This window comes from Pollutimonas bauzanensis (genome assembly GCF_040393045.1).
GTDB classification, from domain to species: domain Bacteria; phylum Pseudomonadota; class Gammaproteobacteria; order Burkholderiales; family Burkholderiaceae_B; genus Pollutimonas; species Pollutimonas bauzanensis_A.
Genome location: NZ_JBEBUX010000010.1, coordinates 13655 through 29070, shown reverse-complemented (window position 1 = coordinate 29070; position 15416 = coordinate 13655). Strand labels below are relative to the sequence as shown.

Here is a 15416-nt window from a genome sequence, read left to right as displayed (position 1 = left end):
CTAATGCGGACTCAAGGCCAATTCGGATTCTAACGCGTTCGATTTATATTTAATAACGATAATCACCGTTATTATTTATTTTTTTATATTAATTCCTTGGATTGGCATCGAGTATTGTAAATAAGATGGCTGCGATTAAAAATAATTTTCGTGTGGCGGCTATTCAAACCGTCTCATCCACTCAGCTTGCAGACAATTTGCGCAACGCCGGAGTACTGATAGAGCAGGCCGCCACGGCAGGCGCTCAGCTTATTGTGTTGCCAGAGTATTTTTGTTTTATGGGCCGCAATGATCGCGACAAACTGCCACTCAAGGAAATGCCAGGCAGCGGACCCATTCAGGAGTTTCTCGCCGATCAGGCGCGCAAGCATGGTATTTGGCTGGTAGGCGGGACGCTGCCACTTGATAATGATGATCCCGGCCGCATTTATAATGCTACGCTGGTCTATGATCCGTCCGGTACGCAGGTTGCGCGCTACGACAAAATTCATTTGTTCGGATTCAATAAAGGCCAGGAATCGTACGACGAATCGATTTCCATCCGACCAGGGGAAAATTCCCCGCAAACTTTTATGGCGCCTTTCGGCAAAGTAGGCCTCTCTATTTGCTACGACCTGCGCTTCCCGGAATTTTTCAGGGCCATGGGCGAGGTGGATCTTATTGTCTTGCCGGCTGCTTTCACCTACACCACGGGTAGCGCGCATTGGGAAATCCTGTTGCGTGCCCGTGCCATTGAAAATCAATGCTATGTCCTGGCTTCGGCTCAGGGCGGCAAACACGAGAATGGCCGCCGCACTTGGGGGCATTCTGTTCTAATTGACCCATGGGGCGACGTTGTCGACTGCCTCGCAGAGGGGGCCGGATTCGCCATTGGCGACATCGACCTCCAGCGCTTGTCCGACGTGCGTGCATCCTTGCCCGCCCTTAAACATCGAACGATGTAATTCGTTGCAACGGTACTTCTTTATGAAACTTGCTGATCCTGCTATTAACGCACTAGCCACCGCCAAGTCGGTTTTGCTCGACCCCTGGGGGTTAAGCGAAACGGATATGGCGCGCGCGCTGGGCGAAATTTTTACTCATAAGGTCGATTACGCCGACCTGTATTTTCAATATACGCGTAGCGAAGGCTGGAGCCTTGAAGAAGGCATCGTCAAGACCGGCAGTTTCTCTATCGAGCAAGGGGTTGGCGTGCGTGCCATCAGCGGCGAAAAAACCGCCTTCGCCTATTCCGATACGCTGTCGCCCGACGCTTTGTTGTCGTCGGCACGGGTCGTACGCACCATTGCCCGCCAAGGCGCGGGTCGCCAGAAAGTAATCAGCGGGCATCCGCCGGCGGGCCATGCGCTATATCCCGCAATTGATCCCGTCAATACCTTGTCCGCGCCTGAAAAAGTAGCCTTGCTGGAGCGCTTCGAAGCCATGGCTCGCGCCGCGGATCCGCATATTATTCAGGTCATGGCAGGGCTGGGCGCTGAATACGACGTTATCCTGGTTGCCGGCAGTGACGGGCGACTGGCGGCCGACATCCGTCCGCTGGTGCGACTTTCCCTGACCGTCATTGCCGAGCGCAATGGCCGCCGTGAAATGGGGCATGGGGGCGGGGGTGGACGCTGTGGGCTGGAATACTTTACGGACGACATATTGCGCTCTTATGTGCAGCGCGCTACCCACGAAGCGCTTACGAATCTTGACGCCAAGCCGGCCCCTGCGGGAGAAATGACGGTTGTGCTGGGGTCAGGTTGGCCAGGCATCTTGTTGCACGAAGCCGTAGGCCATGGCCTCGAAGGCGATTTCAATCGCAAGGGTTCCAGTATTTTTTCGGGGCGCATAGGCGAACGGGTCGCATCCAAGGGCGTTACCGTCATCGATGACGGCACCATTGCCGACCGGCGCGGCTCGCTCAATATCGATGATGAAGGCAACGCGACGCAGCGCAATGTCCTGATCGAAGACGGCATCCTGAAGGGGTACATGCAGGACTCAATGAACGCCCGGCTTATGAAAATGCCGGTCACAGGAAATGGCCGTCGCGAGTCCTACGCCCATTTGCCCATGCCGCGCATGACCAACACGTTTATGCTTCCTGGGCAAGTGCCGCCGCAGGAAATCATTGCTTCGGTGAAAAAAGGCTTGTATGCCGTCAACTTCGGCGGCGGCCAGGTCGACATCACCAGCGGCAAGTTTGTGTTTTCGACCTCGGAAGCCTATATGATAGAAAATGGCAAGGTCACTTACCCTGTGAAAGGGGCTACGCTGATCGGCAACGGTCCCGACGCCATGAACCAGGTCAGCCTCATCGGCAACGATTTGCAACTGGACTCAGGGGTTGGAACCTGCGGCAAAGAAGGCCAAAGCGTGCCAGTAGGCGTGGGTATGCCTACCGTGCGCATGGATGGGCTTACGGTGGGCGGTACGGCGTAGACGGCAGGCAAGGGCGGAAGAGGGTGAATACCTTATTCCGCCGGTATGTTGACAAGCCTCAAGATGCCGCTCTACGATTCTGGTTGAAATCAATTTACTTGAATTGTTTATATCCATGATTAATTCGACAGCAACAGATCCGCACTACGATTTGCGTATCTTGCGCGCACTAAGACGTATTACCCGTTCTATTGCGTTGCATTCACGGCAGTTGGCGGCTTACAGCAATATCACCGCGCCGCAGTTGGTTTGCCTTCGCGCAGTGGTCGAAAACGGTCCTCTTACCGCTACTGCCATCAGCCGGGAAATCCATGTCAGTCCTAGCACGGTGGTCGGCATTCTCGACCGACTGGAAGACAAAGGATGGATCAAGCGAGAGCGCGGGCGCGAAGACCGCCGTATTGTTTTCGTAACGGCAACGGATGCAGGTGTGCAGTTGGTGCAAGACACTCCTTCGCCGTTGCAAAAGAAATTGGCCGATGCGCTCAATGCGCTGCCAGCACTTGAACAGGCAACCATTACGATGTCCCTGGAGCGCATCGTTTACTTGATGGAATCGACCAGCGCGGCAGCACCCGAAGCCCCTAGCGATCCATCGTCTCCTATCCTTGATGTTCCAGTTGCCGATGGCGCTCAGCCCGAGTCCGGAATAGTGGTTTGATGCGTTTTCTGTTTTACCCTTGCGTTCTTTTATTCAGGGGAGAAAGCACTTGATAGCGTCCACGATATTTGCCAGGATGCAGTCCCATGCACGAGGTTACGTGCGATCGATATCAACAGCATTCAACAAGGCTGCCGGCTCGATTCTGGTCGACGACGCAGGCCGGGAATATCTTGATTTCTACAGCGCTTCGGGCGCGCTCAATTACGGCTACAACAATCCCATTCTGGAGCGTAAGCTGGCTCATTATCTCGGGCGGCATGCCAGACCGGGTGTTGGAGAAACGCTGAACGGGGCCTGCTCTGTTCAGCGTTTTGCCGAAACCGTCAATGCCTTGGTGCCGAGTGCCAGGAATGTGAATTATGTCGCCCAGCTTACCGGACGCACCGGTGCATGCGCCGTAGAGGCAGCGCTCAAGCTGGCGCGACACATCAAGGGTCGACAGAATGTCGTGTCGTTTACCCATTCGTTTTCGGCAGCCTACGGCAGTTCGGCGCAGTCTATGGCCAGCGCGACACTAGGACCGATATCTTCACGGGCGTTGGGCAATACTTTGTTCATGCCCTACGACGGCTGTTTCGGCCCGGATGTCGACACGGTCGGTTACCTGGAAGGTTTGCTTGGTAACCGGCTGACGGGGCAGGCCACGCCCGCCGCTGTGGTGGTTGAAACGATCATGGGCGAGAGCGGCGTCAACGTCTTGACGTGGCGGTGGCTAAGAGAGCTTGAGGCGCTGTGCCGACGCCATGACATGTTGCTGATTTTGGACGACACGCTCGTCGGTTGTGGCCGTACGGGCAAGTTTTTCAGTTTTGAAATGGCAGGCATTCAGCCCGATATGATTGCGTTATCCAAGTCCTTGTCAGGGTTTGGCCTTCCGATGTCCATACTGTTGACCAAGCCTGATTTGGGTTACGCGCGGCGGCCTGTCTACCGCGATAGTGGTACATGCCATGAACTGGGGTTGTTAACGGCGGCGCAGGCGCTGGAAGCCTACTGGTTCGACGATGCGTTCGCTGTCGCCGTCGAGCGCAAAGAGCGTCTGATGCGCGATTGCCTGGAAAATATCGTGCATAGTTACCCTTGGGCTCAGCTAGGCGTGCGCGGGCGTGGATTGATACAAGGCCTGGTGACGCCCGCCAATAGTGATTTGGCCGAGAAGATATCCAGGAAAGCGTTCTCCTACGGCCTAATTGTAGAGACGTCTGGGGCTCAAGACGAAATTCTCAAGTTGTTGCCGGCGTTGACCATCGAAGACGATTTGCTGGTTCGCGGTCTCGAGATCATAGACCGCAGCGTTTCCGAGGTGTTGGGGCTGTAGCGTGTTTATTCCGGGTGGATGAAGTTTTTCAGGAATTCACGGGTGCGCTCTTCTTTGGGATTGGTGCAGAGCGTTTCGGGCGGGCCTTCTTCCACAATTTTTCCTTTGTCAAAGAAGCAGATGCGGTCGGAGACTTGTTTGGCAAATTGCATTTCGTGCGTAACCAGCAGCATCGTCAGGTCGTGTTCTTCGGTCAGTCGCTGGATGACGCCAAGCACTTCAGCAACCAGCTCGGGATCCAGCGAAGAGGTGGGCTCGTCGAACAGCATGATATTAGGGCGCATGGCCAGAGCGCGGGCAATGGCAACCCGCTGTTGTTGTCCGCCCGATAGCTGGCTGGGAAATTTATCCGCCTGATCAGAAAGACCCACCAGATCAAGATATTTGTCGGCGCGTTCGCCGGCCTTTTCTTTAGACAGGCCAAGTACATGGACAGGCGCTTCGGTGACATTACGGCGCACGGTCATATGCGGGAACAGGTTGAACTGCTGGAAAACCATCCCCATTTCCTTGCGCATTTCACGTAGATGATCTTCGCTGGCAGGCACGAGCTGGTCATCTTTGTATTGATGCCAGAGCGGTTTGCCGGCCACATGTATCATGCCCTCATTGATCGTTTCCAGTGTCATCAGAATGCGCAGCACTGTCGACTTACCAGAACCGGAAGGACCGATGATAGTGACTTTTTCGCCTTTTTTTACCTCGAAATCGAGGGAGTCCAGAACGGTAACATCGCCAAAGCGCTTGACGACTTTGTCGAATTTGATGATGGGTTCATTCATCGCAGGGGTATTCCTTGCTTGGGCAGCCGGGTGTCAAGGTATCGTATGGCCGCTGAGGCGAATAGGGTAAGCACAAGATACAGCCCGCCCACCATGGAGAGGGGGATAAGGTAGTTGAAAGTACGGTCGCCGATAATCTTGGCGACATTAAGCATTTCCAACACTGAAACCACTGACAGCACCGGCACGTCTTTCATGATGGACACCAGGTAGTTGCCAAGGGCCGGGATGATGCGCGGGATTGCCTGCGGAACAATAATCACAAAGAACGTGCGCAGCGCGGATAGATCGAGAGCGCGCGCCGCTTCGGACTGCCCCCGGGCAATCGACTCTATACCGCCTCGGTACACTTCGGACGTATACGCGCTGTACTGTACGCCCAGGGCAAGCGCGCCAGTCAGGAACGCGGGCAGCACTATCCCGTAGTCGGGTAGCACGTAATACAGGAAAAAAAGCTGGACCAGCAAAGGCGTATCGCGGATAAATTCAGTAATCAGCCGGGCAGGCCAGGAAATGATCTTCAAGCGCGCCGACTTGAGTGCCGCCAGAATCAGGCCAAGCACCGCCGCAATGGCAAAACCCACTACGGTGGCCTGAATCGTGATGACCAGGCCTTTAAGCAAAATGGGCAGTATGGAAACGGCAAATGTCCAATTAGTCGTGGTGTCCCATTCAATACCGAAAAACATGGTCAGGTCCCCCCTGCGCGCCAGCGCCCAACCAGGCGTTCCAGCAGTTTCATAATGGCAGTCAAGACCAGGGCCATACCAAAGTACATAAAGAGCAGCAAGGTATAAACAGTAGTGCTGTCTTGGGTGAAGTTGCGGATTTGCTCCGCGCGAAAGGCAAGGTCTCCCAGGCTGATCAAGGAAACCAGGGCCGTATCTTTCAGGTTTTGTACCGCAAGGTTGCCAAAGCTGGGCATCATTTCGGGAATAGCCTGCGGCAGGGAAATACGCCAGAGCACTTGTTTGGGCGTGAAGTCCAGCGCCTTGGCCGCTTCATGCTGGGATGCAGGCACTGCCTGGATGGCGCCGCGTACGACTTCGGCCCCGTATGCGCCGATATTCAGCGCAAGGGCAAGCGTGCCCGCCACCACCGGGGGCAGCCTCAGGTCCAGGCCGATAGCCTGACCCAGGATAGGCAGGGCGAAATACAGCCAGAACAACTGGACTAGTAAGGACGTGCCCCGAAAAACCTCGATGAAAAGAATAGCTACGCTTTTTAGCAGCCAGTTTTGCGACAATTTCCCCAGGCCAAAGGCGAAGGCGAAAAATGCACCTAACACGGTGGAGTACAGGGTCAGCTGTATTGTCACCCAAGCGCCTTGCAACAGCGGCGTGCTGTAACTGATCCAATCCATTAGCGGTATCGCTTATTCAGTGCAAAGCTGCTCGGTGGTTTTGCTAAATGAACTCTTCGCATCGTCGGGACTAAACCCATAGTGCGCCATGGTTTTTTCCCAGTCTGGGTTTTTTTTGAATTTTGCCATTTCGGCATTGACGGCATCGCGCAATGTTTCGGACTCTTGCGAGAATGCAAAGGCCCCCCAACTGCGTACAGGCTCGCCTTTCACGACCGGGTCGGTAAAGTTTTGAGCCGCTTCCACTTTGTCGCTTTTCCCTGCCAGTTCGCTTACGGTAAGGCTGGTTGCAGCGTAGGCGCTTGCACGCCCGGTGGATACGGTAGAAATGGCGTCCGCGTTATTCGAGATGGTAACCATGCGGTCCCCGGGTACGCCCAGTGCTTGAAGGATTTCCAACTGGTCGGCGCCAGCCATAATCGCTATTTTCTTGTCAGACTTGACGAAGGCTTCGAAGCTATGGACGTCATCGGGGTTACCTTTAGCGACAAGCAGGCCTTCTCCATATGAACTATTGGGCTCCGAGAACAAGACCTCTTTGCAGCGCTGTGGCAAGACAGCCATTTCAGCGGCAACCATATCGTAGCGATCAGCGCGCAAACCAGGAATCAACGAGCCAAAATTGGTTGTCACCCATTTGATCTCAGGGATTCCCAACTGCTTCATGACTTGTTTGGCTACATCGGGACCCATGCCTTTTGCTTTTCCGTCAAGGTCCATATAGCCATAAGGAATTTCGTTTGCCACCGCTACGCGGATATAGCCGCGGTCTTTGACTTCTTGTAGCGTTGCGGCCGAAGCCAAGCCCGGCAGACCAACAGCCACGGTCGCCGCCAGTGTGCATAACGTTGCGATATGAGTTTTTTTCATGTGCATGTCCTTTTGTTAAGAAGAGGCATGACGAGGCTCGCCACGGTATCTTTATTGTTCGCTTAACGATGATAGCTATAAAAATCATACACTACAAAATCATTTCAACTCAAATCAATTGGGCTTGCTTTTACTTGCGGCGTCGCAGCATATATTTAATTTTTTCTTGGCAGTGGGGGTAACTCTGTGCTAGGATCTATGCATGTATCGCGCTTCGTCCTTTGCTTTCTTTTATTTTATTTTTCCCCAGCCGCTGGTGGAGAACGGGAAGCGTTGTACGCAGTAAGAAGAACCAAATTCCCAAAAAGCCGCCAGCTACGCTAGGCGGCTTTTTTTGTACCGCTTGCTAAGTTGACATTTACTCTGGAGTTAAGCTGTGTCGCACAATACTGATGATTTACGAATCCGGGAAATCAAAGAACTTAGCCCGCCCGCCCATGTCATGCGCGAGTTTCCCTGCACTACCGAAATTTCCGCAACGGTTTACAGCGCGCGCCAGGCCCTACATGGCATTTTGCAGGGCACCGATGATCGCCTGGCCGTCGTAATTGGACCTTGCTCCATTCATAACACTGCGGCTGCACTGGACTATGCCAAGCGGTTGTTGGCCCAGCGTGAACATTTCAAGGACGAACTTGAAATCATCATGCGGGTTTACTTTGAAAAGCCCCGCACCACGGTTGGCTGGAAAGGCTTGATCAACGATCCGGGGCTCGACGGCAGCTTCAATATCAATCAGGGCTTACGCACTGCGCGTGAATTGCTGATCGACGTGAATCAGATGGGTATGCCTGCTGGTTGCGAGTTCCTCGACATGATTACGCCCCAGTACATTGCCGATCTGGTTTCGTGGGGGGCTATTGGCGCGCGTACAACGGAAAGCCAGGTCCACCGCGAATTGGCATCGGGATTGTCGTGCCCGGTAGGTTTCAAGAACGGCACCGATGGCAATGTCAAGATCGCGATCGATGCCATCAAGGCCGCATCGCAGCCTCATCATTTCCTTTCCGTTACCAAGGGCGGCCATTCAGCCATTGTCTCTACCGCGGGTAATAACGACTGCCACGCCATTCTGCGCGGCGGAAAAACGCCTAACTATGATGCCGAAAATGTTGCCGGAGCTTGTCAGGCGCTGGTGAAGTCCGGGTTGAAGGCCCGGTTGATGGTAGACGCCAGCCACGCCAACAGCAACAAAGATTACTTGAACCAGCCGCTGGTCATCGACGACATCGCCGGCCAGATGGAAGCCGGCAGCGACTGTATTTTCGGTGTCATGATCGAAAGCCACCTGGTGGGTGGCCGTCAGGATTTGGTCGCCGGGAAGCCCCTGGTCTACGGGCAAAGTATTACCGATGGTTGTATTGATTGGGATGCTTCGGTCAAGGTGCTTGAGCGCCTCGCGCAGGCAGTCAAGACCCGTCGCCAGGTTCGTGCGCAATCAGCAAATGCCCTGATCGGCAGCCAGGCCTAAAAGTCGTAGTATTAGGTCGGTCGATATGCCGACAAGGTTAAGGAGTTACTGTATGAATGCCCCAGCTCATGCGCAGAGTCTGCGCCGTGCTATTCCGGCTGGTTTTCTCGATGCGCTCAGCGCCCGCTTTGGCGATCGCTTCTCGACCGCCCACGCGGTCTGTGAACATCACGGCCGCGACGAGTCTCCCTATCCGCCGATGTTGCCCGATGGCGTCGTATTCGCCTTGAGCACAGAAGAGGTGTCCTGGGTGGCGCGGCATTGCCACGAGCATAGCGTTCCCCTGATACCGTATGGTGTCGGGTCTTCACTGGAAGGCCATTTGCTGGCAATCCATGGCGGCATAAGTCTTGATCTGTCGGGCATGAATAAAATGGTGTCCGTTCATGCGGAAGACTTCACCGCTACGGTGCAGGCCGGGGTGACACGAAAACAGCTTAACGACGAAATCCGCAATACCGGCTTGTTTTTCCCAATTGATCCGGGTGCCGACGCCAGTCTGGGCGGCATGGCGGCTACCCGCGCGTCGGGCACCAATGCCGTGCGCTATGGAACCATGCGTGAAAACGTGATGTCCCTGAAAGTGGTCACTGCCGATGGCCGCATTATTGAAACGGCGAATCGCGCGCGGAAATCATCGGCAGGTTACGACCTGACCCGGATTTTCGTTGGCAGCGAAGGCACCTTGGGTATCATTACCGAGGTCACCATTCGCTTGTATCCTCAGCCGGAAGCCATCTCGGCGGCGATTTGCAATTTCGATACCTTGCAAGCCGCTGTGCAAAGCGTGATCGAAATCATCCAGATGGGTGTTCCAGTGGCCCGTGTGGAGTTCATGGATGCCTGGGCTGTAAAGGCAACAAATGCCTATAGCAAACTTAGCTTGAAAGAATCGCCCTTATTGCTGTTTGAATTCCATGGCAGCCCAGCCGGTGTCAAGGAGCAGGCGGAAATCGTACAAGGCATTACACGCGATAACGGCGGCATGGACTTCGAATGGGCGGAACAGCCCGAAGACCGCAGCCGGCTATGGACGGCGCGCCATAACGCCTATTTTGCCGGTTTGCAGTTGCGGCCCGGCTGCCGCGCCAGCACCACTGACGTCTGCGTGCCGATTTCCCGGTTGGCCGAATGCGTCTCAGACACTGCGGCCGAGCTTGATCAGGCCAGTTTCCCCTATACGATTGTTGGTCACGTCGGCGACGGAAATTTCCATGTCCTGATGTTGCTGGACGCCGATAATCCACAGGAGTGGGAAGAGTCCGAGCGCTTGAACCAGAGGCTGGTTGAACGGGCTATTCAAATGGAAGGCACGTGCACTGGGGAACATGGCGTGGGCTTGCACAAGATGGAATTCATGCTTGCCGAGCATGGCCGCGATGCGCTGGATTTAATGGCCAGCTTGAAAAAAGCTTTTGACCCGCATAATATTTTGAACCCAGGCAAGATTCTTCCCGCATCGTAAAAGCCGGATGCCGCCCAGCGGCATAATAATTAATATAAGAGAGACAATGAACGATTCCACAACAAGTCCGGCGCCGGCGCCGGATTTTGCAGGGTTGCTGGCCAGGCTCAAGCCTAGTCTGCCGGAGCACTGTATTTTGTCCAGTATTGAAGATACTCGGCCTTACGAATGTGATGGCCTGTCGTTGTATCGCTGCTTGCCTCCGGTCGTGATACTGCCCGAAAACGAAGCCCAGGTCGTTGCTGTGCTGCAGGCCTGTAAAGCCTTCAACGTTCCTATCGTGGCTCGTGGTGCCGGTACGGGGTTGTCGGGCGGGGCCATGCCGCATGCGCAGGGTATTCTGCTGGGGCTTGCCAAACTGAATCGCATACGGAAAATCGACCTGGAATCGGCGACAGCCATTGTTGAGCCCGGCGTGCGAAACCTGGCGATTTCCGAAGCTGCAGCGCCTTACGGCTTGTATTACGCGCCCGACCCGTCCAGTCAAATTGCCTGTTCTATTGGTGGCAATATTGCCGAGAACTCCGGCGGCGTGCATTGTCTCAAGTATGGCTTGACCATCCACAACGTATTGCGCGTGCGTGTCGTAACAATAGACGGGGAAATTGTAGAGCTCGGTTCCGAGGCCCCTGATAGCCCTGGGCTGGACTTGCTGGCCGCCTTCATCGGTTCGGAAGGCATGTTGGGTGTGGTGACCGAGGTCACCGTCAGACTGATTCCCAAGCCGGCATGCGCCCAAGTCGTGATGGCAAGCTTTGCCAGCGTCGAGGCAGCCAGCCTGGCGGTGACCAACATCATTGCCGGCGGCATTATTCCCGCAGGACTCGAGATGATGGACAAACGGGCCGTTCACATGGTCGAACCGTTCGTCAAGGCCGGCTACGACCTGGACGCCGATGCTATCCTGCTATGTGAATCCGACGGCACGCTCGAAGAGGTGGCCGACGAAATCGCCCGCATGGAAGAGGTATTCAGGCTTGCCGGCGCGACGCGCCTGCAAGTGTCTCATTCGGAAGCCGAACGCTTGCTATTCTGGGCTGGCCGTAAAAACGCCTTTCCCGCAGCGGGCCGCATTTCGCCGGATTATTACTGCATGGACGGTACGATTCCGCGTCGCCACCTGGGGCGGGTTCTTGGCGCTATCGAGCAAATGGAAGACGAGTACGGCTTGCGTTGCGCTAACGTGTTTCACGCTGGCGACGGCAACTTGCACCCGTTGATCATGTTTGACTCCAATCAGCCCAACGAGGTGGAGCGTGCCGAGAAATTTGGCGCAGCCATACTTGAGCTGTGCGTTCAGGTCGGCGGAACGGTCACCGGCGAACATGGCATTGGCGTCGAGAAAATCAACCAAATGTGCATCCAGTTTACGCGTGAAGAACTGGAGTTTTTCGGGGCATTGAAAAGGGGATTCGACCCTTACGGGCTGCTAAACCCGGAAAAGGTCATACCTACTCTGGCGCGTTGTGCCGAATACGGCAAAATGCATGTGCATAACGGTGAAATCCGCTTTCCCGATTTACCTCGTTTTTAAGAGCCGGCAATGGACTTCGAATTATCTGAACTTTGTCAGCAAGTGATGACAGCCCGTGCCGCAGAGCGCCCTGTTTGTATACAGGGTGGCGGCACCAAAAGCTTTTATGGCGAACCTGGCAATCGCGACCATATTTCCGACATGGCCATGCTGAATCTGGCGGGTTATCAGGGCATCATTAATTACCAGCCTTCTGAATTGGTCATTACAGCCCGTGCAGGCACTTTGCTTAGCGATATTGAAAAAGCGCTTGATGAACAAAACCAGATGCTGGCTTTCGAGCCGCCGCGGTTTGGTCCTGCATCGACCGTAGGCGGTTGCATTGCAAGCGGGCTTTCGGGGCCGCGCCGCATGGCGGCAGGCAGCGTCCGCGATTTCGTTCTGGGTACCAAGTTGCTGGACTCTTCCGGCAGTGTGCTGTCGTTTGGCGGCGAGGTCATGAAGAATGTGGCGGGCTATGACGTGTCGCGTTTGCTGGCAGGTTCGTTGGGAATTTTTGGTGCGTTGATTGAAGTATCGATCAAGGTCGCGCCTAAACCTTTCCAGGAAAAAACCTTGGTCATCGAGGTCGACGAAGCGACGGCCTTGAGCCTTTTTACGAAATGGCGGGGCCAGCCTTTGCCGATTTCGGCGACGGCATGGAGTGCAGGGGAGGGCGAGGCGCACGGCTTATTGCATCTGCGCTTGTCAGGTAGCGAACCCGCTGTGCTGAATGCCATAAGAAAACTCGGAGGCCAGGAACTGGGTTCAGCCCAGGCGCAGGCATTTTGGGATAGTCTGCGTGACCAGACACACCCCTTTTTCGAGGCGCGGCCTTTGTGGCGCGTGGCAGTGCCGCCGCAAACCCCGGTGCTGGGTGCCGGGCCGACCTTGATCGAATGGAATGGCGGCTTGCGGTGGCTTTCGGCGGTAGAGTCAGGGCCCGAACTGCGGGCAAGCGTGATCCAGCGCGGTGGCCATGCCACGCTCTATCGTCATGACTCCAAGCTGGCTGGCTTGCCGGTGTTCCAGCCTTTGCCGCCCGCCATCAAGAACATCAGCCTGCGTCTGAAGCAGGAAATCGATCCTGCCGGTATTTTCAATCCTAAACGTCTGTTTCCTGACTTCTGAGATCTTCATCATGCAAACAAATCTGGCATCGTGGGTGCGTGATACTGACCAGGGTCAGGACGCTGACGAAATCTTGCGTCGCTGCGTGCATTGCGGCTTTTGTCTGGCCACTTGTCCCACCTATCAAATCCTGGGCGATGAGCGCGATAGCCCGCGTGGGCGTATCTACCTGATGAAGCAGGTGCTCGAAGGCGTCGAGCCTACCCAGGCCACGCAGAAGCATCTGGATCGCTGCCTTACCTGCCGTAACTGCGAGACCACGTGTCCGTCGGGGGTGGAATATGGCGCCCTGGTTGATATTGGCCGCAATCTGGTCGATCAGAAAGTTCAGCGCCCATTGTCGCAGCGGCTTACGCGGACGCTATTGCGTCACACATTGAATTCGTCTTTGTTCGGTCCCGCAATGAAACTGGGCCGGCTGATGCGCCCGGTTTTGCCGCAGGCCTTGAAGAACAAGATCCCCCAAGCGCGCGCCGTCGGCGCATTGCCCACCAATGGCGGCAGGCATCCGCGACAAGTATTGATGCTGGCGGGTTGCGTACAGCCGGCCATGATGCCGACCATCGATGCGGCAACCATACGCGTGCTGGATGCCTTGGGTATCGGTACGCAAGTCGTTCCGGGGGCCGGTTGTTGCGGGGCTATCAACTTTCACCTGGATGCCCAGGAAGCCGCACTTGAACAAATGCGTGTCAATATCGATGCCTGGTTGCCGCTTATCGATAGCGGCCAGGTCGAGGCGATTATCATGAATGCCTCGGGTTGTGGCGCCATGGTTAAAGAGTACGCCCATCATTTGCGCTACGACTCCGATTACGTGGCCAAGGCCTTGCGTTTGGTAGACAAAGTGCGCGACGTGGCTGAAATCGTGGCGCCACACGCGCTTGAACTTAAGGCCATGATGAAAACAGCGCCCGCGCCGGTGGCTTTCCATCCGCCTTGCACCTTGCAGCACTGGCAAGGCCTGCGTGGGGTCAGCGAACGCATGCTGGTTGATCTGGGGTTTACACTGAACCCATTCGTCGAGTCGCACTTGTGCTGCGGTTCGGCAGGAACGTATTCCGTGACGCAGCCCGAACTCTCCAAGTCGTTGCGTGACCGCAAGCTGGATGCGATCCAGGCTGCCAAGCCGGACTGCATTGTCTCCTCCAATATAGGCTGCATTACTCATCTGCAAAGTGGTACGGCAACACCGGTGCGGCACTGGATCGAAGTCGTAGATCAGGCGTTAGGGGCGGGCGAGGGCGATTCGCTTTCGTAAAAGGCAGAACCGTCTAAAATACCTGCATGGTTAAAATATCTGCATCAAAAGGGCGCGTCGTGGTGGGCATGTCGGGAGGCGTCGATTCGTCGGTGACTGCCTGGCTGCTGAAGGAACAAGGCTACGAGGTCGTGGGCCTGTTCATGAAAAACTGGGAAGACGATGACGATTCCGAATATTGCTCGACTCGTCAAGACTGGCTAGACGCGGCAAGTGTGGCCGACCTTATCGGAATCGACATCGAGGCCGTCAACTTCGCCGCCGAATATAAAGACCGCGTGTTCGCCGATTTTTTGCGTGAGTATTCCGCCGGCCGCACGCCGAACCCCGACGTCCTGTGCAATGCCGAGATCAAATTCAAGGCGTTTCTTGATCACGCCATGTCCTTGGGCGCCGATCATATTGCGACGGGCCATTATGCACGCGTGCGCACGGTGCAAACCGAGAGTGGCGAACAGCATCAATTGCTCAAGGCCGTGGATCACACGAAGGATCAAAGCTATTTTTTGCATCGCCTGAATCAACAGCAACTGGCAAAGACGCTTTTCCCATTGGGTGAAATACCCAAGACCGAGGTGCGGCGCATGGCGCAGGCGTTGCAACTACCCAATGCCGCCAAAAAAGACTCCACTGGTATTTGCTTTATTGGCGAACGCCCCTTTCGTGAATTCCTGAATCGTTACTTACCTACCAAACCGGGGCCGATCAAGACGCCGGAAGGTGTCGTGGTAGGCAAGCACGAAGGATTGTCGTTTTATACACTGGGTCAGCGTAAAGGGCTGGGCATAGGCGGCATCAAAGGCAAGCAGCGTGACGACGGCACTGCCGACGCCTGGTACACCGCCCGCAAAGACCTTGAGCACAACACCCTGTATGTCGTCCAAGGCCATGATCACCCTTGGCTATTGGCGAGGGAGCTGCAAACGCAGGATGCCAGCTGGGTTTCGGGATCCGCGCCCGAGCCAGGCAGCTACGCGGCTAAAACCCGTTATCGGCAGACTGACGCGGCATGCTCCCTGAAGGATGCTGGCGCGCAAAGCTTTACCTTATCATTCGAGCAGGAACAATGGGCGGTGACGCCCGGGCAGTCGGCCGTGTTGTATTCAGGTGACGTCTGCCTGGGCGGCGGCATTATTTTATAAAGGTCGGCGTTA

Annotated in this window: 14 protein-coding genes; 10 read left to right on the top strand and 4 right to left on the bottom strand. The window is 55.4% G+C overall.

Annotated elements, in window-relative coordinates:
- The first annotated feature begins 125 nt into the window (after nucleotides 1-125).
- From ABWO67_RS02965 to ABWO67_RS02950, 4 genes are all read left to right on the top strand, one after another.
- A complete protein-coding gene (locus tag ABWO67_RS02965; protein WP_353147276.1) occupies nucleotides 126-944 on the top strand; it encodes a carbon-nitrogen hydrolase family protein in 819 nt (272 codons plus the stop codon).
- Nucleotides 945-966: 22 nt separating this feature from the next.
- The gene (gene tldD / locus ABWO67_RS02960) at nucleotides 967-2424 is read left to right on the top strand and encodes a metalloprotease TldD (RefSeq protein WP_353147274.1); all 1458 of its coding nucleotides are present in this window, start codon (nucleotides 967-969) and stop codon (nucleotides 2422-2424) included.
- A gap of 115 nt (nucleotides 2425-2539) precedes the next feature.
- The gene (locus tag ABWO67_RS02955; protein WP_353147271.1) at nucleotides 2540-3085 is read left to right on the top strand and encodes a MarR family winged helix-turn-helix transcriptional regulator; all 546 of its coding nucleotides are present in this window, start codon (nucleotides 2540-2542) and stop codon (nucleotides 3083-3085) included.
- A gap of 76 nt (nucleotides 3086-3161) precedes the next feature.
- The gene (locus ABWO67_RS02950) at nucleotides 3162-4406 is read left to right on the top strand and encodes an aminotransferase class III-fold pyridoxal phosphate-dependent enzyme (protein WP_502929952.1); all 1245 of its coding nucleotides are present in this window, start codon (nucleotides 3162-3164) and stop codon (nucleotides 4404-4406) included.
- 5 nt (nucleotides 4407-4411) lie between these two features.
- On the opposite strand, the gene ehuA is transcribed toward ABWO67_RS02950, so the two are convergent.
- Genes ehuA through ehuB form a run of 4 tightly spaced genes read right to left on the bottom strand, consistent with a single transcriptional unit; the run spans nucleotide 4412 to nucleotide 7421 of the window.
- Nucleotides 4412-5188 carry an ectoine/hydroxyectoine ABC transporter ATP-binding protein EhuA gene (ehuA, locus tag ABWO67_RS02945; RefSeq protein ID WP_353147268.1) on the bottom strand — a complete coding sequence of 259 codons (777 nt, stop codon included), beginning with the start codon at nucleotides 5186-5188 and terminating at the stop codon, nucleotides 4412-4414.
- Complete coding sequence (gene ehuD / locus ABWO67_RS02940; RefSeq protein ID WP_353147266.1) at nucleotides 5185-5877, bottom strand: ectoine/hydroxyectoine ABC transporter permease subunit EhuD; 693 nt, start codon at nucleotides 5875-5877, stop codon at nucleotides 5185-5187. The genes ehuA and ehuD overlap by 4 nt, the downstream gene beginning before the upstream one ends.
- 2 nt (nucleotides 5878-5879) lie before the next feature.
- Nucleotides 5880-6551 (bottom strand): ectoine/hydroxyectoine ABC transporter permease subunit EhuC, encoded by a 672-nt coding sequence (gene ehuC / locus ABWO67_RS02935; RefSeq protein ID WP_353147263.1) that lies wholly within the window; start codon nucleotides 6549-6551, stop codon nucleotides 5880-5882.
- 12 nt (nucleotides 6552-6563) lie between these two features.
- Nucleotides 6564-7421: an ectoine/hydroxyectoine ABC transporter substrate-binding protein EhuB gene (gene ehuB / locus ABWO67_RS02930; RefSeq protein WP_353147260.1), complete on the bottom strand. Its 858-nt coding sequence runs from the start codon at nucleotides 7419-7421 to the stop codon at nucleotides 6564-6566.
- A gap of 376 nt (nucleotides 7422-7797) precedes the next feature.
- Between ehuB and aroG the strand changes: the two genes are divergently transcribed.
- Genes aroG through mnmA form a run of 6 tightly spaced genes read left to right on the top strand, consistent with a single transcriptional unit; the run spans nucleotide 7798 to nucleotide 15404 of the window.
- Nucleotides 7798-8892, top strand: a complete 1095-nt coding sequence (gene aroG / locus ABWO67_RS02925) for a 3-deoxy-7-phosphoheptulonate synthase AroG (protein WP_353147257.1) — start codon at nucleotides 7798-7800, stop codon at nucleotides 8890-8892.
- A gap of 52 nt (nucleotides 8893-8944) precedes the next feature.
- Entirely contained in the window at nucleotides 8945-10357 is a 1413-nt protein-coding gene (locus ABWO67_RS02920) for an FAD-binding oxidoreductase (protein WP_353147254.1), read from the top strand.
- Nucleotides 10358-10403: 46 nt separating this feature from the next.
- Nucleotides 10404-11891, top strand: a complete 1488-nt coding sequence (locus tag ABWO67_RS02915) for an FAD-linked oxidase C-terminal domain-containing protein (protein ID WP_353147250.1) — start codon at nucleotides 10404-10406, stop codon at nucleotides 11889-11891.
- 9 nt (nucleotides 11892-11900) lie between these two features.
- Complete coding sequence (gene glcE / locus ABWO67_RS02910) at nucleotides 11901-13001, top strand: glycolate oxidase subunit GlcE (protein ID WP_353147247.1); 1101 nt, start codon at nucleotides 11901-11903, stop codon at nucleotides 12999-13001.
- Nucleotides 13002-13011: 10 nt separating this feature from the next.
- A complete protein-coding gene (glcF, locus tag ABWO67_RS02905) occupies nucleotides 13012-14262 on the top strand; it encodes a glycolate oxidase subunit GlcF (RefSeq protein WP_353147244.1) in 1251 nt (416 codons plus the stop codon).
- A gap of 26 nt (nucleotides 14263-14288) precedes the next feature.
- Nucleotides 14289-15404, top strand: coding sequence for a tRNA 2-thiouridine(34) synthase MnmA (mnmA, locus tag ABWO67_RS02900; RefSeq protein WP_353147241.1), 1116 nt, complete (start codon nucleotides 14289-14291; stop codon nucleotides 15402-15404).
- Nucleotides 15405-15416 lie beyond the last annotated feature (12 nt).

Bases quoted from the DNA above. Each gene is read 5' to 3' on its own strand.
- ABWO67_RS02965 (WP_353147276.1), top strand. From the start codon at position 126: ATGGCTGCGATTAAAAATAATTTTCGTGTGGCGGCTATTCAAACCGTC.
- tldD (WP_353147274.1), top strand. From the start codon at position 967: ATGAAACTTGCTGATCCTGCTATTAACGCACTAGCCACCGCCAAGTCG.
- ABWO67_RS02955 (WP_353147271.1), top strand. From the start codon at position 2,540: ATGATTAATTCGACAGCAACAGATCCGCACTACGATTTGCGTATCTTG.
- ABWO67_RS02950 (WP_502929952.1), top strand. From the start codon at position 3,162: ATGCAGTCCCATGCACGAGGTTACGTGCGATCGATATCAACAGCATTC.
- ehuA (WP_353147268.1), bottom strand. From the start codon at position 5,188: ATGAATGAACCCATCATCAAATTCGACAAAGTCGTCAAGCGCTTTGGC.
- ehuD (WP_353147266.1), bottom strand. From the start codon at position 5,877: ATGTTTTTCGGTATTGAATGGGACACCACGACTAATTGGACATTTGCC.
- ehuC (WP_353147263.1), bottom strand. From the start codon at position 6,551: ATGGATTGGATCAGTTACAGCACGCCGCTGTTGCAAGGCGCTTGGGTG.
- ehuB (WP_353147260.1), bottom strand. From the start codon at position 7,421: ATGAAAAAAACTCATATCGCAACGTTATGCACACTGGCGGCGACCGTG.
- ABWO67_RS02920 (WP_353147254.1), top strand. From the start codon at position 8,945: ATGAATGCCCCAGCTCATGCGCAGAGTCTGCGCCGTGCTATTCCGGCT.
- ABWO67_RS02915 (WP_353147250.1), top strand. From the start codon at position 10,404: ATGAACGATTCCACAACAAGTCCGGCGCCGGCGCCGGATTTTGCAGGG.
- glcE (WP_353147247.1), top strand. From the start codon at position 11,901: ATGGACTTCGAATTATCTGAACTTTGTCAGCAAGTGATGACAGCCCGT.
- glcF (WP_353147244.1), top strand. From the start codon at position 13,012: ATGCAAACAAATCTGGCATCGTGGGTGCGTGATACTGACCAGGGTCAG.
- mnmA (WP_353147241.1), top strand. From the start codon at position 14,289: ATGGTTAAAATATCTGCATCAAAAGGGCGCGTCGTGGTGGGCATGTCG.